Source organism: Halocola ammonii (assembly GCF_049334165.1).
Taxonomy (GTDB): domain Bacteria; phylum Bacteroidota; class Bacteroidia; order Flavobacteriales_D; family Sanyastnellaceae; genus JBEGHD01.
Map to the genome: position 1 here is coordinate 34040 of NZ_JBEGHD010000017.1, position 20670 is coordinate 54709.

The following is a 20670-nucleotide window of genomic DNA, read 5'->3' on the forward strand; positions in this document are numbered from 1 at the left end:
ACTCCGGGGTCGGTTTCAGGATTTGTAATCCCCTTACTACTACAAACAATGGAACCTGCTGGGTTCCTAATTGCAACAAATGTTAGTTGAAAAGCAATTTTACGGGTCGTAGCATGTTAGAAGAGCTGCTAGAAAGTGAGGTTCAAAACAATCTATCCACAACCTTTCAACAACCCTTTTTTGCATTTTATAAAGCCTTACTTTTGATAGAGTGAGCACTGAAATTTCTGCTTTGGCGTTCACTTTTGTAACAACCTGAAATAGAAAGTCCAATCCATGTTTCTGATTTTTGATACGGAAACCACCGGTTTACCGAAAGATTACAATGCCCCCGTTTCTGACTCAGACAACTGGCCCAGACTGGTCCAGCTAGCCTGGCAGCTTCACGATGAAAAAGGTAATCTTCTCGATGCCAAAAACTACATCGTGAAGCCAGAAGGATTTACCATTCCCTTCAATGCGGCTAAGATTCACGGCATCACTACAGAGAGAGCCGAAAAAGACGGTCATCCACTGAGTGAAGTCCTCGAGATCTTTAATACAGACCTGGCAAAGACCAAATACGTAGCCGGTCACAACATCGACTTCGATGTGAAAGTTACCGGAGCGGAATACTACCGCAAAGAGCAGGACACCAATCTGCTCGACCTGAAACAGCTCGATACCAAAGATCTTTCTGTTGAGTTTTGCGCCATTCCCGGTGGGCGAGGGGGGCGTTTCAAATGGCCAACACTAACCGAACTCCACACCAAGCTTTTTGGAGTTGCCTTTGAAGACGCTCACGATGCGGCCTACGATGTGGACGCAACGGCTAAGTGTTTCTTCGGACTTATCGAAAGACGCGTTTTCAAAGTTGCTGAAATCGAAAATCCAGATGAAGTTACTTATGAGGCACCCGATCTGGCTGATGCCAATTTCAAGGTGGCCAGCGAACTCGAGCGCGATGCCGAAGCCGAACTCAAGAAAGCTAAGAAGGCAGACATCTCAGAACTGGAAGATGTTCCCTTTTCTCATCTTCACTGTCACACACAATTTTCCATTCTCCAGGCAACTTCGGCTGTCAATGAGATGATCGACAGAGCCGTTGAGCTCGGAATGCCAGCCATGGCCATGACCGATCACGGAAACATGATGGCAGCCTTCCACTTTGTGCGTGCAGCCCTGGCAAAAGACATTACTCCAGTTATCGGTTGTGAATTCAACCTGTGTGAAAACATGCACGACAAAAGTCGTCAGGACAATGGTTTTCAAACTGTAGTTCTGGCGAAAAACAAGCGCGGCTATCACAACCTCGCGAAGCTCTCTTCACTGGCCTACACCCAGGGGTTTTATTACGTTCCCCGAATCGACAAAGAAGCACTTCTTAAGTACAAGGAAGACCTGATTATTTCTACTGGAGGGCTTTGGGGCGAGGTTCCTTTTCTGACGCTCAATGTTGGTGAAACACAAGCCGAAGAAGCGTTTCAGTGGTACAAAGAAAATTTTGGCGATGACTTCTATGTGGAGCTCAACCGTCATGGAGTTCAGGAGGAAGACATCGTAAACGAATTCCTCCTCGGGCTAGCCAAAAAGTACGATGTAAAGTATTTTGCGGCAAACAACACCTACTACAACGAGCGCGAAAATGCGCAGGCTCACGATATTTTACTCTGCGTGAAAGATGCGGAGTCTGTCAACAAACCGAAAAAATACATCGGTAAGCGCGGAAGAGAATTCCGCTACGGCTTCCCGAATGACGAGTTTTACATAAAAACTCCCGAAGAGATGAAAAAGCTCTTCGCGGATTTGCCGGAGGCGATTGAAACGACCAACGAGATTGTTGGAAAGATTGAGCGATTTGAGCTGGCGAGAGACGTGCTACTTCCAAAATTCGATTTCCCGGAGAAATTTAAAGACCCGAAAGATGAAGAGGACGGAGGCAACCGCGGGGAGAACAATTACCTGCGCCACATCACTTACGAAGGAGCAAAAAAGCGCTACGGAGAAATTACTGACGAAATTCGAGAGCGACTGGATTTCGAGCTCGAAACAATTGCCAACACTGGTTACCCGGGGTACTTCCTCATTGTTCAGGATTTCACCAACAAAGCCAGAGAGATGGATGTATCGGTGGGGCCGGGACGTGGATCGGCAGCCGGTTCGGCAGTGGCCTATTGCACCGGTATTACGAATGTCGATCCGATCAAGTACGACTTGCTTTTTGAGCGCTTTCTAAATCCAGATCGTGTGTCGATGCCCGATATCGATATCGACTTTGACGATGAAGGTCGCCAGCGAGTAATCGACTACGTGATCGAAAAATACGGGGCCAATCAGGTAGCGCAGATCATCACCTACGGAACGATGGCTGCCAAGTCTTCCATTCGCGACACTGGTCGTGTTTTGGAGTTGCCACTTCCCGACACCGACAGGATTGCCAAGCTGATTCCTGACATCAAACTCGCCAAGTTGTTCGAAATGGATGACAAGGCCCTGGCTGATAAGTTGAAGAACAATCAGGAAGATCTTCAGAAAGCCAATGAACTTAAACGGATTTCTACAGAAAGCGGTCTTGAAGCTGAAACGGTAAACCAGGCAAGAGTGCTCGAGGGAAGTGTCAGGAACACGGGGATTCACGCTTGTGGTGTGATTATCACTCCGGACGACATCACCAACTTTGTGCCGGTTGCGCTGGCCAAAGATTCGGACATGTGGTGTACACAGTTCGACAACTCTGTAGCCGAAGATGCGGGTCTGCTCAAAATGGATTTCCTCGGGTTGAAAACATTGACACTGATAAAAGATGCAGTGAAAAATGTGAAAAAGCGGCACGACATTGATCTCGATCCTGACGAGTTCCCGCTCGATGACGAAAAGACTTACGAGCTCTTCCAGCGCGGTGCCACAGTCGGTATTTTCCAGTACGAATCTGCCGGAATGCAGAAATACATGCGTGAGCTAAAGCCAACGGTTTTTGCCGATTTGATCGCTATGAACGCATTGTATCGTCCCGGTCCGCTGGAATACATTCCTTCGTTTATCCGAAGAAAGCACGGTACCGAGGAAGTTGCTTACGACCTTGAGGCGTGCAAAGAATACCTCGAAGAAACCTACGGGATTACAGTCTACCAGGAGCAGGTGATGCTACTTTCGCAAAAGCTTGCCGGATTTACCAAAGGTGAAGCCGATACGCTGCGTAAGGCGATGGGTAAGAAGAAGTTCGACCTTCTTGCCAAACTCAAGCCTCAGTTCCTCAACCAAGGTGGTGAGCGCGGTCATGACAAAAAGATTTTGGAGAAGATTTGGAAAGACTGGGAGGCATTCGCGTCCTACGCTTTCAACAAGTCGCACTCTACCTGCTACGCCTGGGTGGCCTACCAGACAGCTTACCTCAAAGCTCACTACCCGGCCGAGTACATGGCATCGGTGTTGAGCAACAACATGAACGATATCAAGCAAGTGACCTTCTTCATGGAAGAGTGCAAGCGCATGGGAGTTCCGGTTCTCGGGCCAAGTGTGAACGAGTCGGAATACAAGTTTGTGGTAAACGAGAAAGGAGAAATCCGTTTTGGCCTCGGAGCCGTGAAAGGCGTTGGTAAAGGTGCCATCGAGTCGATAGTGGAGCAGCGAAATGAGGATGGGCCATTCCACTCGATTTTCGATTTTGTGAAACGAATCGATCTCCGATCTGCCAATAAGAGAACGCTTGAAAGCCTTTGCTATGCAGGTGCTTTTGATTGCTGGGAAGGGATTAATCGCTCGCAATATTTTGCTCAGGATCAAAAGGGAATTCCATTTTTAGAGATGGCTGTCCGCTTTGGAAATGCCAATAAAACCGGTGAAGACGCAGCTCAGCAATCGCTTTTTGGAGGCGATTCTGAGGTGGAAATTCCAGAGCCACCTATTCCTTCGGCCGAAGAGTGGGGAACTCTCGATAAGCTTTCCAAAGAACGCGAAGTCGTTGGGATTTACCTATCGGGTCATCCATTGAACGATTTCAAACTCGAGATCGAAAATTTCTGTAACGAGGGTGGACTGAAGATTTTGAAGGATCTGACTCCGCTGAAAAACAAGACGGTGAAGCTCGCTGGGATGGTAACCGAAAGTGCTCACCGACTCACAAAACACAATAAGCCATTTGGCGTTTTCACATTAGAAGATTTCGAAGATTCACACACGTTTTTTGTCTTCGGTGATACTTACGTGAAGTATCGTGAGTACTTTGTGGAAAGTTGGTTTCTTTTTATTGAAGGAAAGGTAGAGCCGAGGCGATATGCGAAATCAGACGATGAGCTCGAGTTTAGACTCAATAAAGTAGAGTTACTTTCTGACTTGCGGGAGAAGGCAGCAGGACAACTGAACTTGTTTGTAGGGTTGCGAGACATTAGCGAAGATCTGATCGACAGAGTTTATCAACTGCTTGAAGATTATCCAGGAACGTGTAAACTTTGCCTCGAAATTGAAGATGAAGAGAGACAACTGAAGATGCCGGCCAGGATTAAAGGCGTAGAGCTAACCAACGAGGTGATCACCAAACTTGAACAAATGCCTGAGATTCGGTATTCTGTAAAGGAGAGCTGATGGACCTTGCCGGCAAATTGTTGATAACCTGCCAAAGAGACAGGATAAATCGCTGGCATACGGTTTGACAAAAAGAAAGGAAAATTTACATTTGATTATAATTTAAAAACAAACAATTCAATCATGGCTGTAGAACTCACAGACGCGAACTTTGAAGAACTGGCGCTGAAATCAGATAAACCGGTCTTGATAGATTTTTGGGCGGAATGGTGCGGACCCTGCCGAATGGTAACTCCCATCGTTGAAGAAATTGCAACAGATTATGACGGCAAGGCAATTGTCGGAAAAGTAAATGTTGACGAAAACCCAAATATTTCTGCCAAGTACGGGATTAGAAACATCCCTACAATTCTCTTCCTAAAGAACGGAGAGATCGCAGACAAGTCGGTTGGAGCAGTTCCTAAAAATGTTCTCACCGATAAAATGGACAACCTACTTTAAGAAGTCCGTTTTTAGATAAAAAAGCGTTAAAAGGTTCCGGAGACGTTGGTTTTCGGAACCTTTTTTATTTCCTTTAGTTCAATTATTAGTTTTCTAAATTGACAATTCAATCTTTACCCTGTCTCGACTCCGCTACTTCTTCGCAAAGCTGCGAAGTACAAAGTTGACAATCGACTTTCGCGCTGGTCTGAGAATGGTGAAATCATTAATGACACATGGCAATCAACATTGACAGGCGCAGGATTCAATCACTCAGCAAGCTGGAGTTTCTGGCCAAGCAGGCTGTTGAGGGATTCATTACAGGACTTCATAAAAGTCCATTTCACGGCTTCTCGGTGGAGTTTGCCGAACACCGCCTTTACAACAAAGGGGAGAGCACACGCCACATCGACTGGAAACTTTACGCGCGCACAGAAAAGCTTTTTGTAAAACGCTACGAAGAAGAAACCAACCTACGCTGCCAGATCGTTATCGATCATTCTTCATCGATGTTTTATCCATCGGAAGTGACAGCTGAAGACGATAAGTTCAACAAAATAAAGTTTTCGATCTACGCAGCTGCGGCCATGATCGAATTACTGAAGCGCCAGCGTGATGCTGTCGGGCTGAGTCTTTTTGGTGAAAAAGTAGATACCCACACAAGAGCTAGTTCCAGCTCCGCTCACCACCAGTTTCTTTACGCTCAGTTAGAAAAATTAATGGAAGAAATCGACTCTCCTGAGCAAGAGAAAACCTTTGCCGTGGATGCCCTGCACGAAATTGCCGAAAAAATTCACAAGCGCTCCCTGGTTATTGTCTTCTCCGACATGATGGACAACTCCGAGAAAACCGATGAGATGTTTGCAGCACTTCAGCACCTGCGCCACAACAAGCACGAGGTGATTCTCTTCCATGTAGCAGACAAGCGGATGGAAATGGATTTCGATTTTGAAAACAGACCATACACTTTTGTTGATATGGAAAGCGGGGAGGAGCTCAAGCTGAACCCTACCGAAGTGAAAGATCATTACCTCAAACAGGTGAAAAAATTTCGCGAAGAGCTAAAAATTAAGTGCGGTCAGTACCACATCGATTTTGTTGAATCGGATATCAATCAAGGGGTTAATCCTGTGCTGATGCAATATTTGCTGAAGAGGCAAAAATTGTATTGAGCTGGTACAGTCTAATTCAAAAAATTATAAGGTTAACACATAAAAAAAGCCTCAGATTTCTCTGAGGCTTCTTCTTTTGTTGGCGGTCCGGACGAGACTCGAACTCGCGACCCCCTGCGTGACAGGCAGGTATTCTAACCAACTGAACTACCGGACCAAGACTGTTGCTTTTTTCTTGACGGCTCTCCGTCTGTCAAAGCGGTGGCAAAGATATGTGAAATCAATTTTTACACAAATCTTTTTTCGATTTTTTTCAATGTATTTTTTGATTCATTTAGAACGGGTTGAGAATCAAACTTCAGAAGCTAGTCTCGCTGAGTTATTAATTTCACCAATGCGGGTATGGTGATTGCCTTTAAGGTCATTTGTAATCCATTCGTCTTTAAGTTTTCGGTTCTTTAGCTATGCCTGATTAAAAATTGCGCTTAAGTTTTAATCAATGAATAACCAGAACAAATCCCGGTCTCACTGGGTTTTGCTAAATTGAGCTATAAATTCAATTGTAGTTTGTACGAGAAATCTAATCCAAGACTATGAACTTTTACGATGCAATTCGCCAGGGCGACCTCGGGGAGGTAGAAAAACAGCTAGAGCAGAATCCTGATTTGCTGGAAGCTAAAGACGACAAAGGGTTTCCTCCGCTCATCCTCGCTAGCTACAGTAATCAATACGAAGTGACTAAGCTTTTGCTGGAAAAGGGAGCAGACGTAGAAGCCAGAGACATGGCGGGCAATACTGCATTGATGGGAGTGAGTTTTAAAGGTGATTTGAACGCAGCAAAGCTTCTGCTCAAACATGGTGCGGATGTTAATGCTAAGAGTTCCAATGGCGACACTCCGCTGATCTTCGCAGCCATGTTTGGCCAGATCGAAACAGTGAAACTCTTACTCGAACTTGGTGCTGACAAGTCGGCTAAAGACAGCAATGGGAAAACGGCTTTGGATCATGCCAAGGCAAAAGGAAACAATGCGATCGTAAAAATTCTGAGCTAGATTTGGGTCATTAGCGAATGACTGTGATATGCCCTTTTTGGGTTACAACCCTTTTTGAGGCGGTGGTTGTCACTTTCAGGGTCCAGTTGTAAACTCCAGGAGTCACCATGTAATCTTCCACGCCACCTAGCCAAACAGTATTTTCAAGGTCGTAAGATTCGTAAATCATCTTGCCCCATCGGTCAAAAATCCGGAACTCAAAATCTTGTTTCGAAACACCACTAAAAACGGGAATGAGCACATCGTTAAGACCGTCCCAGTTGAGAGTAATAGTGTTTGGGATGTAGACGTGAAATTCCTCATCGACAAAAATGGCGTGTGAAACGGTATCTCTACATCCGTTGCTATCTGTGATGTACAGGTTGATGAGCTGACTTCCCGGAACTTCGAACGTGTAGATCGGATTTTGATTAGTGAGAACATCTCCATTCGAAAACTCCCATTCGTACTCTGTTACATCGCCTATTGATTCATCTGTGAACTCGACCTCCCCGTTAAGAGTAGATGGGTTGTCAGGAGAAAAGCTAAAGTGAGCTTGTGGTTTTTCAAACACCGTTATCAAATCATCGTACTCCACCATGTTTGAGCAGTTGTTGTTGTCCACAACAGTCAGAGAAGGCGTATACACTCCGCTGGCAGTGTAAGTATGTGAAACAGTTCCGCAATCAATCTCTGTTTGACCATCGCCAAAATCCCACTCACAAAGGCCACTGTCGCCATCATTCTGAAATTGGATAGTGAGAGGCTGACAGCCCTCCATTTGATTTGGAGTAAACTCCACAGTTGGAAGTGAGTTCACAGTGATCTGAATGCTTTGCAGGCTATTGCAGCCAAAACTATTTTCAAATGCGTATTCGATGGTGTGGGTTCCGGCTCCGGCCAATGAAGGAGAGAATTCGCCAGTTTCATCATCTGTAATTCCCGGCCCCGACCACTCTCCACCAGCGTTTACAGTGTTGAGCATTAGGTTGGCTGCATCTATACAAACCGGATTCACAGGAGTGATTGGAGAAGCTGGATCCACCACAACTATGTCCACGTTGTCTTGATCTCCGCACAATCCACTAATGGTGTAGGTGATGTTCCAGGATCCTGCGCCCGCAGTGGAAGGATCGAATGTCCCATCTGAAGAGTTTGTAATTCCATTGCCGCTCCATTGTCCGCCAGGATCAACTGCCGTTAATTGCACTGGGGCAGCGTCAATACAAATGGAGTCCATCGCAGAGATGGTCGCATCCTGATCTTCGAATACCGATACCACTTCTGTATCAGAGGTTATACAAATGTCATTGAATTCATAGGTGATGGTGTGATCACCGGGGCCGGCCTGTGCCGGAGAAAATTCACCGGTCTGTGCATCCACTATTCCAGGTCCCGACCACACGCCTCCTGTTTCTGCAGCTGTAAAAATTTCGTTTGCGAAGGATTCGCACACATCACTAATAGGATCGATGGTCGGGTCTGGTGGAGATAGAATGACAATGTCGATTTCATCATCTGCACTGCATTGTCCGGTGATTTCATAAGAAATTGTTGAAGTCCCTGGACCTGCTATTTGAGGATCGAATGTTCCTACGTTAGGATCGGTAATTCCCGGTCCGCTCCATTGTCCACCAGTATCTGCTGCGGATAGGTCGAAAGGTGTTTCGTTTACACAAAGCGTGTCCACTGGATCGATAGTTGGGTCTAGTGCAGGTTCTACCGTCACATCCAGAGTCGTGGAATCCTGACAGGTTGTGCCCACAACATAGCTGATGGTGTGTGTGCCACTGCCGGCCACACCTGGGTCGAAAGTTCCTACGGTTGAATCAGTTATTCCATTCCCAAACCATTCACCACCAGGAGTTATGGCAATGAAGTTTGTAGAATTCCCATTCTCGCAGTAAGTGTCGTTGGAGAGAATTGTTCCGTTTGGAGTAATGGTGGGTGTTACTAACACTTGTTCTTGTGATTGACATCCAGTGGTCTGAGAAGTCACCGTAACAGTGTATTGAGTGGTAAACTGCGGGCTCACAGTAATTGAGGTACCACTTTGATTTCCGGGTTGCCAAATGAAATCAGAGCTACTGCTGTCTGCAGAAACAGCCTGAAGTGTTACTGACTCGCCCTGGCAGATTGTTACATCGGGAATACTGGCCAAATCCGGATCGGGTGGAGTGGTAACTGTAACTGTGTCAGTGTAGCTACAAACCGGAACGAAAGAAATGTCGTCTAGCGCGAAATCGTTACCTGCCTGAAGTGTGTTGAGGTTTTCAATGGCGATGTCGGCAGTTGTGCTCGCTCCAGAGTTCCAGATCACAAAGAAGTTCTGCCAGTTGCAGGTGCTAAAGGGCAGGTTCAGGTTACTCCCGACTTGATTTCCATTGACCGAAAAATTCAATTCCCCAGGGTTGTCAGAAACCGCAGACATTGCCCACACAGAGAACATGTAATCGGTGTTTGGTTGTACGGTTACGGTCTGCGACCAAACTTGCTGACCCGGGGTGTTGGCACCATTCACGCCAAGAAGGTTTCCTGTGGCATCTCCTGTGGTGTGATCATAGCAAAAAACAAAATCATTATGCGTGTCTTGTGTGTTGGGTGCGACTGTATAGGTGCCTTCGAGAGATAGAGGACCATAGGCTCCACCCATACCCTCATCGTAATCGGAATCAAATCCCGAGATTCCATTTGAAAAATCACCATTTACAACCACGTTCGTCCCGGATACGACTGTTGCCGTGCAGCTATACTGACCAGGCGAAGAAACATTTATTGAGCTTCCGTTTTGATTGTTGCTCCAGAGATAACTGTCCATTCCGGGTGTGGCATTCAAGGTTACGCTTGAGTTGCAGTCGATCAAAGTGTCGTTACCGATAGTAAAGTTGTCATTGCAACCGCTTTGTGAAATCCCGGAAATTGACAATGACATGCAGGATAAGAGAAACAGCATCCGCAAAATGGAAAGTGTTGGCATCTCGAAGCGATCAAAGAGTGGAATAAATAAATTAACGACAGATTGAAGTCTAAACATTTAGCTTGAAGCTTTTTTGAATTAGGTTATCGAACAAGAGTGATATAACCGCTCATGCTTTTTTCTGAAGAGTTGTCTCCTCCGATGAAGGAATATTTTACCGTCCAGTAGTAAACACCTTCGGGCATATCATTATCTTTTCTTTTTCCGTCCCAGGCCGCAGTCGGATTAGAAGTACTCCATACCTCTTTACCCCAGCGATTAAAAATTCTGAGGTCGTACTCAGTGAACAGACAATCCTGTCCTCCAATCCTCGTGAATTCATTGTTGTAGTTGTCATCATTAGGAGTGAAAATGTTGGGCATTTCAAAGACGCAATTGCATGAAGGGATGAAGTCGATTAAGAAGCTTTGCGGTTCTGAAACACAGTTGCCAACTGCTGCAACGACAGTGTAAATAGTAGCATCAGCCGGAGACACTACCACAGAAGATCCTGTAAGATTTCCCGGAGACCAGCCGAAAGTAGCGCCTGACTGATCAGACTGAGCACTCAGCGAAGCAGAACTTCCCGGGCAAATGAGCGTGTCTGAAGGGGCGTACAACTCTGGAACCGGATTGACATCGACAGAGAAAGTTGCCGGCTCGCTGGTACAAAACCCGTCAAATGCAGTTACGGAATACTCCGTGCTCGATGAGGGTGAAACCACTATTTGATCCGTTGTTTCACTGTTGCTCCATTCGAAATCTACATTCGGAGTTGTGGAACTTGCAATCAGCAAAGCATCATCACCTTCGCAAATAGAATTGCTTCCATCGATGGAGACGGAAGGTGGCGTTTGAACAACCACCGTAAAGTCCATTTCAGCATTACAGCCGGAACCAGACTCTCCAAAAACCGTGTATGTTGTAGTCGATTCCGGAGAGAGTGTAACTTCATCTCCTTCCAGATCTCCCGGAGACCAGGTGTAGCTCATGTTTGCAAAGTCAGATTCGACATTGAACGTTGTCGATTCTCCGGGGCAGATGGTGTCATTTCCAGTTAACATCAGCTCAGGACTATCTTCAACACTCACAATCACACTTCCCTGTGCAGAGTTGCAGTTTTGAGGAGAAGTGGCAATCACGGAGTAGAGATTGTTCGATTCTGGCGAAACCGTAATTTCTGATCCCTGAATTGCACCTGGTTGCCAAAGAAAAGTGCTTCCCGGCACGCTCGAGCTTGCTGTAAGTATTACAGAATCTCCAGCACAAATCGTTTGATTTTCAGACACTGTCAATTGTGGAATTGGCGGCTGTGAAACTTCTATCGAATCAGTGTAGATGCAAACAGGAGCAAAGCTAATATCGTCAATGGCGAAGTCATTTCCGGAAGGGGAGATGTTTTGGTTAACGATTGAAATGTCGGCATCTGTATTTGGACCAGATTCCCAGGTTACGTAGAACTGGCTCCATTCACAAGTTACAGCTGGCAGTTCAAAAGTTTCTCCAATTTGGTTTCCGTTGATAGAAAAATTGAGTTGGCCAGGGTTGCTGCCTACAACAGACATTCCCCAAACCGAAAAAATATAAGTTGAATTGGGAGTCACTGTGACCGTCTGTGACCAGATTTCTTGCCCTGCTGTAGACGCACCGTTGACCACCATCATAGAGCCTGTGGCGTCTCCACTTGTGTGATCAAAACAGTCTACAAAGTTGTCGTGTGTTTCGTCCGCATTTGCTGCGATGGCGTAAGTGCCTTCACTCGAGAGCAGGCCAAAAGTACCACCTGTTCCAACGATGTAAGAACTGGTGAATCCAGAGTACCCATCAGAAAAGTCTCCATTCTGAACTTCAGATGATTCCTGCTCAATTAGGTTTACACTGTAAACTCCAGGCTGACTAACTGTAATCGACTGGTTGCTTGAGTTGGTGCTCCAGTCATATTCAAATCCTTCAGGTGCAGTAAGAGTAATGCTTGATCCACAGTTTAATACAGTGTCATTTCCAAGGGAAAACTCGTACTCACAATCCTGGCTGAATCCTTTAAGGCTAAAAATGCCTGATAAGAGAGCTATCGCAAATACATTCAAAAGATACCGCTTCGTCATGGACAATTAAGTTTGAAGGTTTTTCAGTTAAAAAAAGCTGGCTGACTGAGAACTCTCAGCCAGCCAACATAAAATGTGCAGGTTATTGTCTATTAATCAATTTCAATTCGAATACACCAGCTGGCGAGTGAACTTTGATGAAATAAAGTCCACCTTCAAGATTCAGGTTTCTCAGCTGTATGTCAGCATTAAAATGATCCTGAATTCTCAGTACCAACTTTCCTGAGATGTCATAAATTTCAACTCGTTCAACGGTGAGGCCTTCTTCATTGCCAATTGTGAAATTGTTTTGTGCAGGGTTCGGGTAAATGGAAAGTCCCGCATCGCTGGCGGATATCTCAGTAATGCTGGTGGCAATATCCACCACTTCGGAAGCAGTGGCGTCCTCGCAACTTACGGCACTACTCACTGTAACCGAAACGGTGTACTCACCAAAATCGGGGTAGGTGTGAAGCTCTGTGGCAGAGTTGCTCGTCAGAGTTGTTCCATCGCCAAAGTCCCACTCGTAGGTATCAACGTTTTGAGGGTTTTGTGCAGTGATAATCGCATCGAGGCCATCGTTCACAACAGTAATTCCATCGACAGATGAAGGCTGGGCAACATTGATAGAGATGGCATCAATATCAGTGCAGCCTGCAGTGTCGGTCACCATCACCCAGTAGCTTCCAGTAGTAGAAACCTCCAGGGTTTGCTCCATGCTGTCATCACTCCAGAGGTAAGTGCTGCCTTCATTTCCTGCGTCAAGCGTAGTCGTTTCTCCTTCGCAGATGTTGATTTCTTCACCGAGTTCAACCACAGGGTTGATGTCATTGATTTCATACGTGCCGATCATGCTGCTGCATTCACTGTCCGAAGCATTTGCCATCCACACATTATAGGTGCCAGGTTCGAGATTAGCGAATGTGCTTTCTCCCTGCCATTCTGTTGGCATTTGTTCGTCTTCAGTAATTCCGAAATCGATTCCTTTGTAGCTTATTTCAAGGTTGTCGATAGCGTGGCGAAGAGCATCTCCACCGGTGTGTGCGCCAAAAGTGTGCACCCAGGTAGATTGATCAGCTTCTAAATATTCTGGAGGAAGCTGCACGTTGTTAAACAGGATGGTGCCACCGAGAATAACCGTCACTTTTCCATCCGCTGAAACGTTGATCTCGACCGGTACGTCAGTTGCAGTTTTCCACGACATGTTTGTGTTGTATCCGAGTACTCCTTGAGAATTCGGTCCCATTTGCGCAGTACCGGTGTATCCATAAGTGAGGTAAACACCTCTTGAGTTTCCATTAGAACCTGAGTTGTCAGCCGAATCAAAGATTACGCGTAGTTTGCTACCTCTTCCGTGGCCTGGGTTGTTTCCCCCAGTTTCTTGAGCGTCATCACCGAAGCTGTAGGAAAGCCCATCACCTCCGCCTGTACCGAAGTTGTTGAGTGGTTGGTCTGCTGTCATGTCAAAAGAGACAGAGTAAGCTGCATGCGACCAATAGATGTCATTAGCTTCTGGATAAATCGAGAAGCTCCCGCGCACACCGGCTAGCGATTCAGTGAGAACAAGCCTGCCATCACTTATTTGAGTGTTGTCAAAAGCTTCTACAGTGGTGTCAGCATCAAAAGATGATGTGAAATCATTTGAGTAGAAAATTTCTTCACCCAGCTGGCCGAAAATGTCGCTCAAAATGATGCTTCCCTGTGGTGTGTTGCAGTTCACATCAACTGTGTTTGCCTCGGCACCAAAACCAACCTGAATATTTGAATTTCCATAAGAGAAGATTGTGTCTTCAGGGCAAGTAGAGCTTTGCATTTGAACGTAGTAATTGTAGTTACCATCTTCAGCGGGAGTAAATGCATATTGAGAAATCGCACTCCATGCTTGCACTACATTAGTGTCGGCATCGAGCCACTGAAACTCCCAGTTGCCTCCGCCCGAAACACCTTCAGGAGTGTTGTCAACATCCATGATCACCAGTTCGCCAGACTCGCAAAGTGCAGTTGGATTGGTGATGGTCGATATGGTGACATCCTGCACTGGAATAACAGAAGCCGAAGCTGTGTTTGTGCATCCGTTTGCATCAGTGCCCACTACTGAATAGTTTCTTTGTTCTGTGGCAGTAGTGGTGACGCTGGCGCCAGTTGTGCCGCTGAGCTCCACGTCAGGAGACCAAACGTAAGAGTCTGCTCCCGTTGCAGTGAGTATCGCCTCACCGTCCGTGCAAATCGCATAAGATCCTGGTGTAATTGCAACCACGGGAAGAGGTGCGATAGTAATTTCCACAGGATCAGAAATGTCTGTTTCGCTAGAAGCAGTGCACGTTACTGTGGCTCTGTATTGAGTTGTTTCATTGGGAGAAGTGATGTTCAGGTTGCTATTGGTCTCACCTTCAATGTCTTCCCAGCCATCACCAATGTTTTGCTGCCATTGATAATCAATTCCAGAGAAAGTCACGTAGCTGTTTTCCAAAGAAATACTCAAATTTTCAGCAGCGCCTTCGCAAAGCGTATCGTTTTCAAGTGAAGACAATATAGCAGCCCCAACATCTAGTGTTCCAGAGCACTCTTCGAATGGAGTCACTACCATTTGCATGTAATTGTATCCGTTTAGAGTTCCGCTGCCGAAACCTCCTGAATTTGGAGGTGATTGTGGGTTGGGATTGGTACCATCGCTGTAGTAATAGATGGATTGGGCAGTTCCCGTTTGGTTGAAACCCCAGCTCGCAGCTGGAAAAGAACTGAAACCAGGTGTGTTTTCATCGGTTGCCACAAGCAGGTTTCCACCCGTATAGGCAAAAGGAGTATCGAGAATAATCTCCATCCATCCTTCGGAGGCCGGCACTGTCACCGATCCAGAGTAGACCTGAGTGAGGTTGCTATAATCCTCCCAGTCGCTATTTCCCGAGAATGAGTTTTTATTCGTGTTACCCAGCAGTATCGACCAATTGGCCGTACTGTTATTGGTATTGCCACTTTGGTAATAAAAGCGGATACTGGAAATGATTCCTCCTTCACCTCCAGCATCTTCAATGGCCTCCTGAAGTACGATCGATTGAGAATATGTGTAACCGTAGTAAGAATAGATAGGAGCAAAGCTTGTTGAGCCGTTGCCATCTCCGATGGTTAAATCGAGTTGTGCGTTTGCAACTGAGCTGCCGAAACCAAAGATTAAAGCAAGGCTCAGAAGTCTTAAGGTTCTGGCAAGTAGATGTTTAGTCATGAGATTAGATTTTGTTTGATATAAAGGTTCACTTTGGTATTGAGAAGTTGCATAATTATTAATGATTTAATTATCTGCTTGAAGGTTAGTTAGTTGGCTTTCCGAAACAGTTGGAGCTAACAAGGCCTCCTCGATTGATAGATTTCCGAGAGGTAATAAAATGGTAAAGGGGGACAGCATGTCCTTGGTATTTCTCATTTGCTTCGTGATTGAGAGCTGATCTAAGGTCAATTTAGCAAGACATCACAGGAGAAATACTATTTAAAGTACACAACTGGTGCCTCTGTAAGGTAGAAAGACCTACACAACAGATACTCGGCAAGTGATTAAGGTGTTGATTTATAGGTGTTTGGTTGGTTTTATTTAGACTGACTTAAACCAATTGTAGAGGTCATGATTTGTAGGGATATTAAGCCTTTTTCTGATCCTGTACTTTTTATTCTGTACAGTTCGCACCTCAATGAAAGTCCACTTAGCAATGTTTTTTGTTGAAATATTAAGCTTCAAAAGCGCGCAAAACTCAATCTCAGAATTTGAGAGGCCAGGATTTATATCCAACAATTTTTTTGAAAAATCCGGGTAGACTTTTTCAAAAGTTGGAATGAACGCGGGATCATTGTTTTTCGCTAGATCAATCAGGGATTTATACTGAGATTGCCATTGTTTATCCTCAGAGAGGTTTTGGTTTTCTCTTCTCTTATATCCAAAGAAGATGATAACTACGACTATCACCAAACCGACAATTGAAGTGAGAATCCACCATAGATTTGAGCTCGAGTTACTTTCCTTCTTTTTTTCTTGCTCAACTTCCATCACTTCTCTCAAAGAATTGTACTTGCTTTGTAAGATCGATATCTCATATTCCTGGAGTTTGTTTTTGTAAACTATCGCACTGTCTTTCTTGCCCAAAGTATCGTAAAGTGATACCAAACCTGAGTATATCTCCTTGATTCTGAGTTCTCCTCCACTTTGCTCGTGTAGGTCCAGAGCATTATGAAAGTAGTCCAATGCCTTTTGATGGTTTTGCCTCTCCAGATTTACTTTACCAAGCGTAAAGTAATTCATCATCGTTACACGGTCATCGTTATTAACATTGTCTGGCATCAACGCAATTGATTCCAGGGCATAGTATTCAGCAAAGTCCAGATTAAAAGATAGATATGCAATTGCGATGTTTGAGTAGTTGAGATATTGATATTGTCTGACAGACTCCGGGTCTTCCAGTGCATCATAACTTTTAATTACTTGCTGTAGCTTTTCAACCGCTTTTCGTGGTTCATCCTTTTTTAGGTAAACATCTGCAAAGCTGGTCAGTACATTAGCTCGAGTTAAGATAGTTCTTGTACTTTCATCCTTTTCGTTTTCCAGGGTTTCCAACGCCACGTCTAATCGCGCAAGAGCCTTGTCGTGCCAGTTGTTAACCGAATAAGCCTCAGCAAGATAGATGTTGGCCATCACGGTGGTGTAAGTGTTCTTGAGTTCTTGAGCATTTTTGAGAAGCACCTTAGAAGTCTGGATAAGGCTATCGGTCTTATTTTTTTGATAATAATACCTGCACCTTCGATCCAGCAGAATTAACTGTGACATTGAATCTTCCAGCAATCGAGCCTCATTCAAAAGGAAATCAATATTGCTATTGGCCTCGTCAAGATTTTTTTGGAAAAGCCGACCATTCTCAGATATTTTTTCTTCAAGTTGCTTTTTGTTGAGTGATTGCGAATAGGTATTCGGACCGCTGAATAGCAAAACTGTGAAAAATGTAATTAAGATCAGCTTAAAAGGCATTTGCTCAAATAGATGACTTTGTGATTTATCCAACTCTAGCTTAAAACATTGACTTAAAACTAACTGGCAAAATTTATAAAAAGAGAACACTCCCCTGTTACCCTTGTCCGCAATTGTGCGGTGTTCAAGGGCAAATGGAAAGGCGATTTAACCTTTTAATACTTGTTGAACTCTCTAGCAAAGATAGGAAGTTTTCATCAGGAGATTTTGTGAAAAAACTCTCAATAATACTGGTCTTTCAGTGTGAAAAACGTCTTAAGTAACACATAAACAGCGTGTTGAGAAATAATGTGTTCGGAGGATCATTCAATAAGAGTTCAATCTAATCTCTCAGATACTGTTGGAAAGCTATATTTTTTGTGACCCTCTTTAAGTTTCTGGTGAGTGTTTCGTGAACGATGCCATATTTGGTTCTCTCTAATTGCCACTGGATAAGAATAAAACTTTTGTGAATCAATGGGTTTGGAGTTGATTTATTTTATCGACCTCTCTTTCTGATTTGGTTTTCTGATCAACATAATGATAAGTTCTGAATCATTAAACAGAGTGTTAATGTTGGGATCTCAAATGTTTGGAAGGCGCGAATGCAATGCGAATTGAGGTATGCATTTATGCCAGTAAACCTGGAGTTGAGGAGGAATAAAACTAATGCATAAAAATGCTTCTGATGTCTTCGATCCAGATGATGGAAGGACTTTGCCGATTGGTCTTAGTAAGTTAAATACTGTAAAATAGTCTTAACTACTCAAAAACAATGTTTTATATCAATCGAGAGTAGGTGTTGTGTAGGGTGTTTTTAATAGGTAGGGACCAGTTGAGTGTTGTTGAATTCTCGTGGTGTCAGAACTGATGCTATCTTGAGCCCTTCTCATGTAACGCTTTTTTAATAATTCTTTTAATCAAACTTTTTACCGAATGAATACTCTCTACTTCAAAGTTTTTACAAGCTTATTCTTGTTGTCGGTTTTCTTTATACCGGGCTCAAGTTCTGCTCAGAGTAATATCTACCTCCACTTCGATGGTCAGGACGACTATGTTGAGTTTCCAAATGCTTCTTCCTATTTGAGTGGCTCCAATACGATCTCGATGGCCGGTTGGTTTTACACTGAAGAATTGATTTATGGCCAGGGCATGATGAGTATTCGTGGAGGAGGAACTGGTGATGGCCAGATGTATTTGATCCAATTGAACAACGGAACAGTTGAGTGTCGGGTGATGACAAGCACTGGTTTACACGAGTTTGTTGCTCCGGCAGGAACAATCGAAGCTGGAGTTTGGCAGCATTTAGTTTGGGTTTTTAATGAGAATGAACTTGAGTTGTTTGTGGATGGAGTGTCTATCGGAACAAGCGCGGCTTCAGGTACTTTTGATTCTGATGATCGTCCTTTTACAATTGGGAAGACTCTTCAATCAGGTCTCAACTTTGTTTTTAAAGGCCGAGCGGACGAGGTTTCTCTTTGGAACAAAGCCCTTTCTCAAGCTGAAGTTGAAGACATGATTGCCAATGAGTTGGAAGGTGATGAAGAAGGATTGATCACTTACTATAAGTTTAATCAGGGTGTTCCAGGTGGAAATAACCAGGCCATTGATGAGCTCATTTCTGAAGTTGGAACAGGTGAAAGAAATGCCTTCTTTCAAAACATGGCCCTCAACGGAGAGACATCGAATTTTGGTGGAGAACTGGAAGATGGGTTTCAGGTGATCAATTTCGATCTAATCGGAAATAAGTTGATTAACGATGATCCTTTTGAACTCTCGGCAACAGCCACATCCGGCCTTCCAATTTCATTCGAGATTGTTTCTGGTCCTGCAACGATTGACGGCAACACTGTTACCCTGACAGGCGAGCCTGGTGAAGTTACCATTCAGGCGAGCCAGGACGGAAACGATATTTATGATCCGGCAACAGATGTTGTTGTGAGCTTTGAGGTTCTTGACCCTGAGGAAGTATTGGCAGAGGTGGAGTTGCTCCACCCGCTTGCTGGAGATGTTCATGTTCCTGAGCTAATGCCTTTGAAGGTTGCTGTCAGAACTTCCATTGGATATGAAGATTTGTTTTCTGTTGAGTCGGTCGAGGTTATGATTGACGGCCAATCTGTTGAACTCGAAGATTGGGAAAACGGCTTTTTTACAGGTTGGTGGACGCCCGAAGAATACGGTGAGTTTGATATTTCGATCCTTGCAAACAATAACTTTGGAAATGGTCAGCAAGAAATGCAAACAATCAACATTGTTTCTGAAACATCGGACGTGACGACCCTGGCCACTGATGAAGTTTGGGTTAATGCCGATATTTCTTCAGTAACTGTAGAATCTGACCTGCCGAGCCATATCGGAGCTTACGACCAGATAATTGGCACCTTGTACATCGATTGCCCCGATGGTGGCTGTGATCCCTGGGATCGAGTTTCGTCTGTCGAAGTGCAAGGCAAGAATGGTGAGTGGTTCGAGATTATTCGCTATATGACTCCTTATGGTGTGGCGTGCAGTCATCAGATTGATCTAACAGATTTTGCTTCGCTGCTCAGCGGAAAAACCAGGTTTAGAGTAAACCTCGGGACTTTCGATAATGGTTTTTTATATACTCTTGAACTCGATTATCAAGCTGGAGTTCCTGAATACCCATACTCTCAGGTCAAAAAACTTTGGTACCAAACATATCAGTTTGGGGATATGGCAAATCTTCAGCCAACAGAAGATATTACTTTTTACTTTCCAGAAAATACAAGCGCGGCTAAAATGAAGCTCGTTTCTTCAGGTCACGGCTGGGGTGAAAACAACACGAGCAATGCCGCTGAGTTTAATGAGAATACTCACCACATTTGGGTTGATGGCGAGGAGACATTTGAACAAAATAACTGGAATGATTGCGATCCTAACCCTGACAATTGCAGTCCACAGGCAGGAACCTGGTACTTCAATAGAGCTGGGTGGTGTCCGGGTACGATTGCACAGTTTTTCGACTACGACATGACCAGTTTTGTTGGTCAGGGAGAAATTGACCTCGAATATATCTTTGACGAAGATTACGTGGATTTCTGTCATCCAAACAATCCCGATTGTGTTTCGGGGTCAACATGTCCAAATTGTGACGATGGCTTCAATCCGCATCTGATCGTTTCATCTTACCTCATTTCTCTGGGGCAGGCACCTATTTCGACAAATATTGATGAAAACTCAGAAAGTATAAATCAAGGTCTGAATCTTTATCCGAATCCATCAACTGGTCAATTCTATATTGAAGTGGAAGAGAGTGTTTCAAACGGTTCGATCGAAATCTACAACCAGCTTGGTGCTCTTGTAAAGCAAGTGGACTCTGTAAGTTTACCAAAACAAGGTCAGCACAAACTCGACATAGGCGGAATGGCTCCAGGAGTCTACGTGGTTCAGGTAAGATCAGCGTCAAGGACACTTACCCAGCGACTCATTCTCGAATAAGAAAACTTGACTACCCGATGAGCCGGTGTAGTCTTTTGGAATAGAATCTATTAATCTTTAATCA

Annotated in this window: 9 protein-coding genes and 1 tRNA gene; 5 read left to right on the top strand and 5 right to left on the bottom strand. The window is 44.6% G+C overall.

Annotated elements, in window-relative coordinates; translation table 11 throughout:
- The first annotated feature begins 276 nt into the window (after positions 1-276).
- From dnaE to ABHV44_RS14950, 3 genes are all read left to right on the top strand, one after another.
- Positions 277-4560 carry a DNA polymerase III subunit alpha gene (gene dnaE / locus ABHV44_RS14940; protein ID WP_459075520.1) on the top strand — a complete coding sequence of 1428 codons (4284 nt, stop codon included), beginning with the start codon at positions 277-279 and terminating at the stop codon, positions 4558-4560.
- A gap of 48 nt (positions 4561-4608) precedes the next feature.
- The gene (gene trxA, locus ABHV44_RS14945; RefSeq protein WP_459075541.1) at positions 4609-5001 is read left to right on the top strand and encodes a thioredoxin; all 393 of its coding nucleotides are present in this window, start codon (positions 4609-4611) and stop codon (positions 4999-5001) included.
- A 215-nt stretch (positions 5002-5216) separates the two neighbouring features.
- Positions 5217-6152, top strand: a complete 936-nt coding sequence (locus ABHV44_RS14950; protein WP_459075521.1) for a DUF58 domain-containing protein — start codon at positions 5217-5219, stop codon at positions 6150-6152.
- Between the two features lie 80 nt (positions 6153-6232).
- Here the strand turns inward: ABHV44_RS14950 and ABHV44_RS14955 are convergent.
- A tRNA-Asp gene (locus tag ABHV44_RS14955) sits at positions 6233-6309 on the bottom strand.
- Positions 6310-6685: 376 nt separating this feature from the next.
- Here ABHV44_RS14955 and ABHV44_RS14960 point away from each other — a divergent pair.
- Entirely contained in the window at positions 6686-7144 is a 459-nt protein-coding gene (locus ABHV44_RS14960) for an ankyrin repeat domain-containing protein (RefSeq protein ID WP_459075522.1), read from the top strand.
- Positions 7145-7154: 10 nt separating this feature from the next.
- Here the strand turns inward: ABHV44_RS14960 and ABHV44_RS14965 are convergent, their stop codons facing one another.
- The 4 genes from ABHV44_RS14965 to ABHV44_RS14980 form a co-directional block, all read right to left on the bottom strand.
- Positions 7155-10157 (bottom strand): PKD domain-containing protein, encoded by a 3003-nt coding sequence (locus tag ABHV44_RS14965; RefSeq protein ID WP_459075523.1) that lies wholly within the window; start codon positions 10155-10157, stop codon positions 7155-7157.
- Positions 10158-10183: 26 nt separating this feature from the next.
- Positions 10184-12184: a T9SS type B sorting domain-containing protein gene (locus ABHV44_RS14970; protein WP_459075524.1), complete on the bottom strand. Its 2001-nt coding sequence runs from the start codon at positions 12182-12184 to the stop codon at positions 10184-10186.
- An 82-nt stretch (positions 12185-12266) separates the two neighbouring features.
- Positions 12267-15383 carry a T9SS type A sorting domain-containing protein gene (locus tag ABHV44_RS14975; protein WP_459075525.1) on the bottom strand — a complete coding sequence of 1039 codons (3117 nt, stop codon included), beginning with the start codon at positions 15381-15383 and terminating at the stop codon, positions 12267-12269.
- Between the two features lie 363 nt (positions 15384-15746).
- The gene (locus tag ABHV44_RS14980) at positions 15747-16886 is read right to left on the bottom strand and encodes a tetratricopeptide repeat protein (RefSeq protein ID WP_459075526.1); all 1140 of its coding nucleotides are present in this window, start codon (positions 16884-16886) and stop codon (positions 15747-15749) included.
- Between the two features lie 1197 nt (positions 16887-18083).
- Here ABHV44_RS14980 and ABHV44_RS14985 point away from each other — a divergent pair.
- Positions 18084-20606 carry a LamG-like jellyroll fold domain-containing protein gene (locus ABHV44_RS14985; protein WP_459075527.1) on the top strand — a complete coding sequence of 841 codons (2523 nt, stop codon included), beginning with the start codon at positions 18084-18086 and terminating at the stop codon, positions 20604-20606.
- The last annotated feature ends 64 nt before the right edge of the window (positions 20607-20670 follow it).

Excerpts from the sequence above, each read along its gene's own strand:
- dnaE (WP_459075520.1), top strand. The coding sequence starts at position 277 with ATGTTTCTGATTTTTGATACGGAAACCACCGGTTTACCGAAAGATTAC.
- ABHV44_RS14950 (WP_459075521.1), top strand. The coding sequence starts at position 5,217 with ATGGCAATCAACATTGACAGGCGCAGGATTCAATCACTCAGCAAGCTG.
- ABHV44_RS14960 (WP_459075522.1), top strand. The coding sequence starts at position 6,686 with ATGAACTTTTACGATGCAATTCGCCAGGGCGACCTCGGGGAGGTAGAA.
- ABHV44_RS14965 (WP_459075523.1), bottom strand. The coding sequence starts at position 10,157 with ATGTTTAGACTTCAATCTGTCGTTAATTTATTTATTCCACTCTTTGAT.
- ABHV44_RS14970 (WP_459075524.1), bottom strand. The coding sequence starts at position 12,184 with ATGACGAAGCGGTATCTTTTGAATGTATTTGCGATAGCTCTCTTATCA.
- ABHV44_RS14975 (WP_459075525.1), bottom strand. The coding sequence starts at position 15,383 with ATGACTAAACATCTACTTGCCAGAACCTTAAGACTTCTGAGCCTTGCT.
- ABHV44_RS14985 (WP_459075527.1), top strand. The coding sequence starts at position 18,084 with ATGAATACTCTCTACTTCAAAGTTTTTACAAGCTTATTCTTGTTGTCG.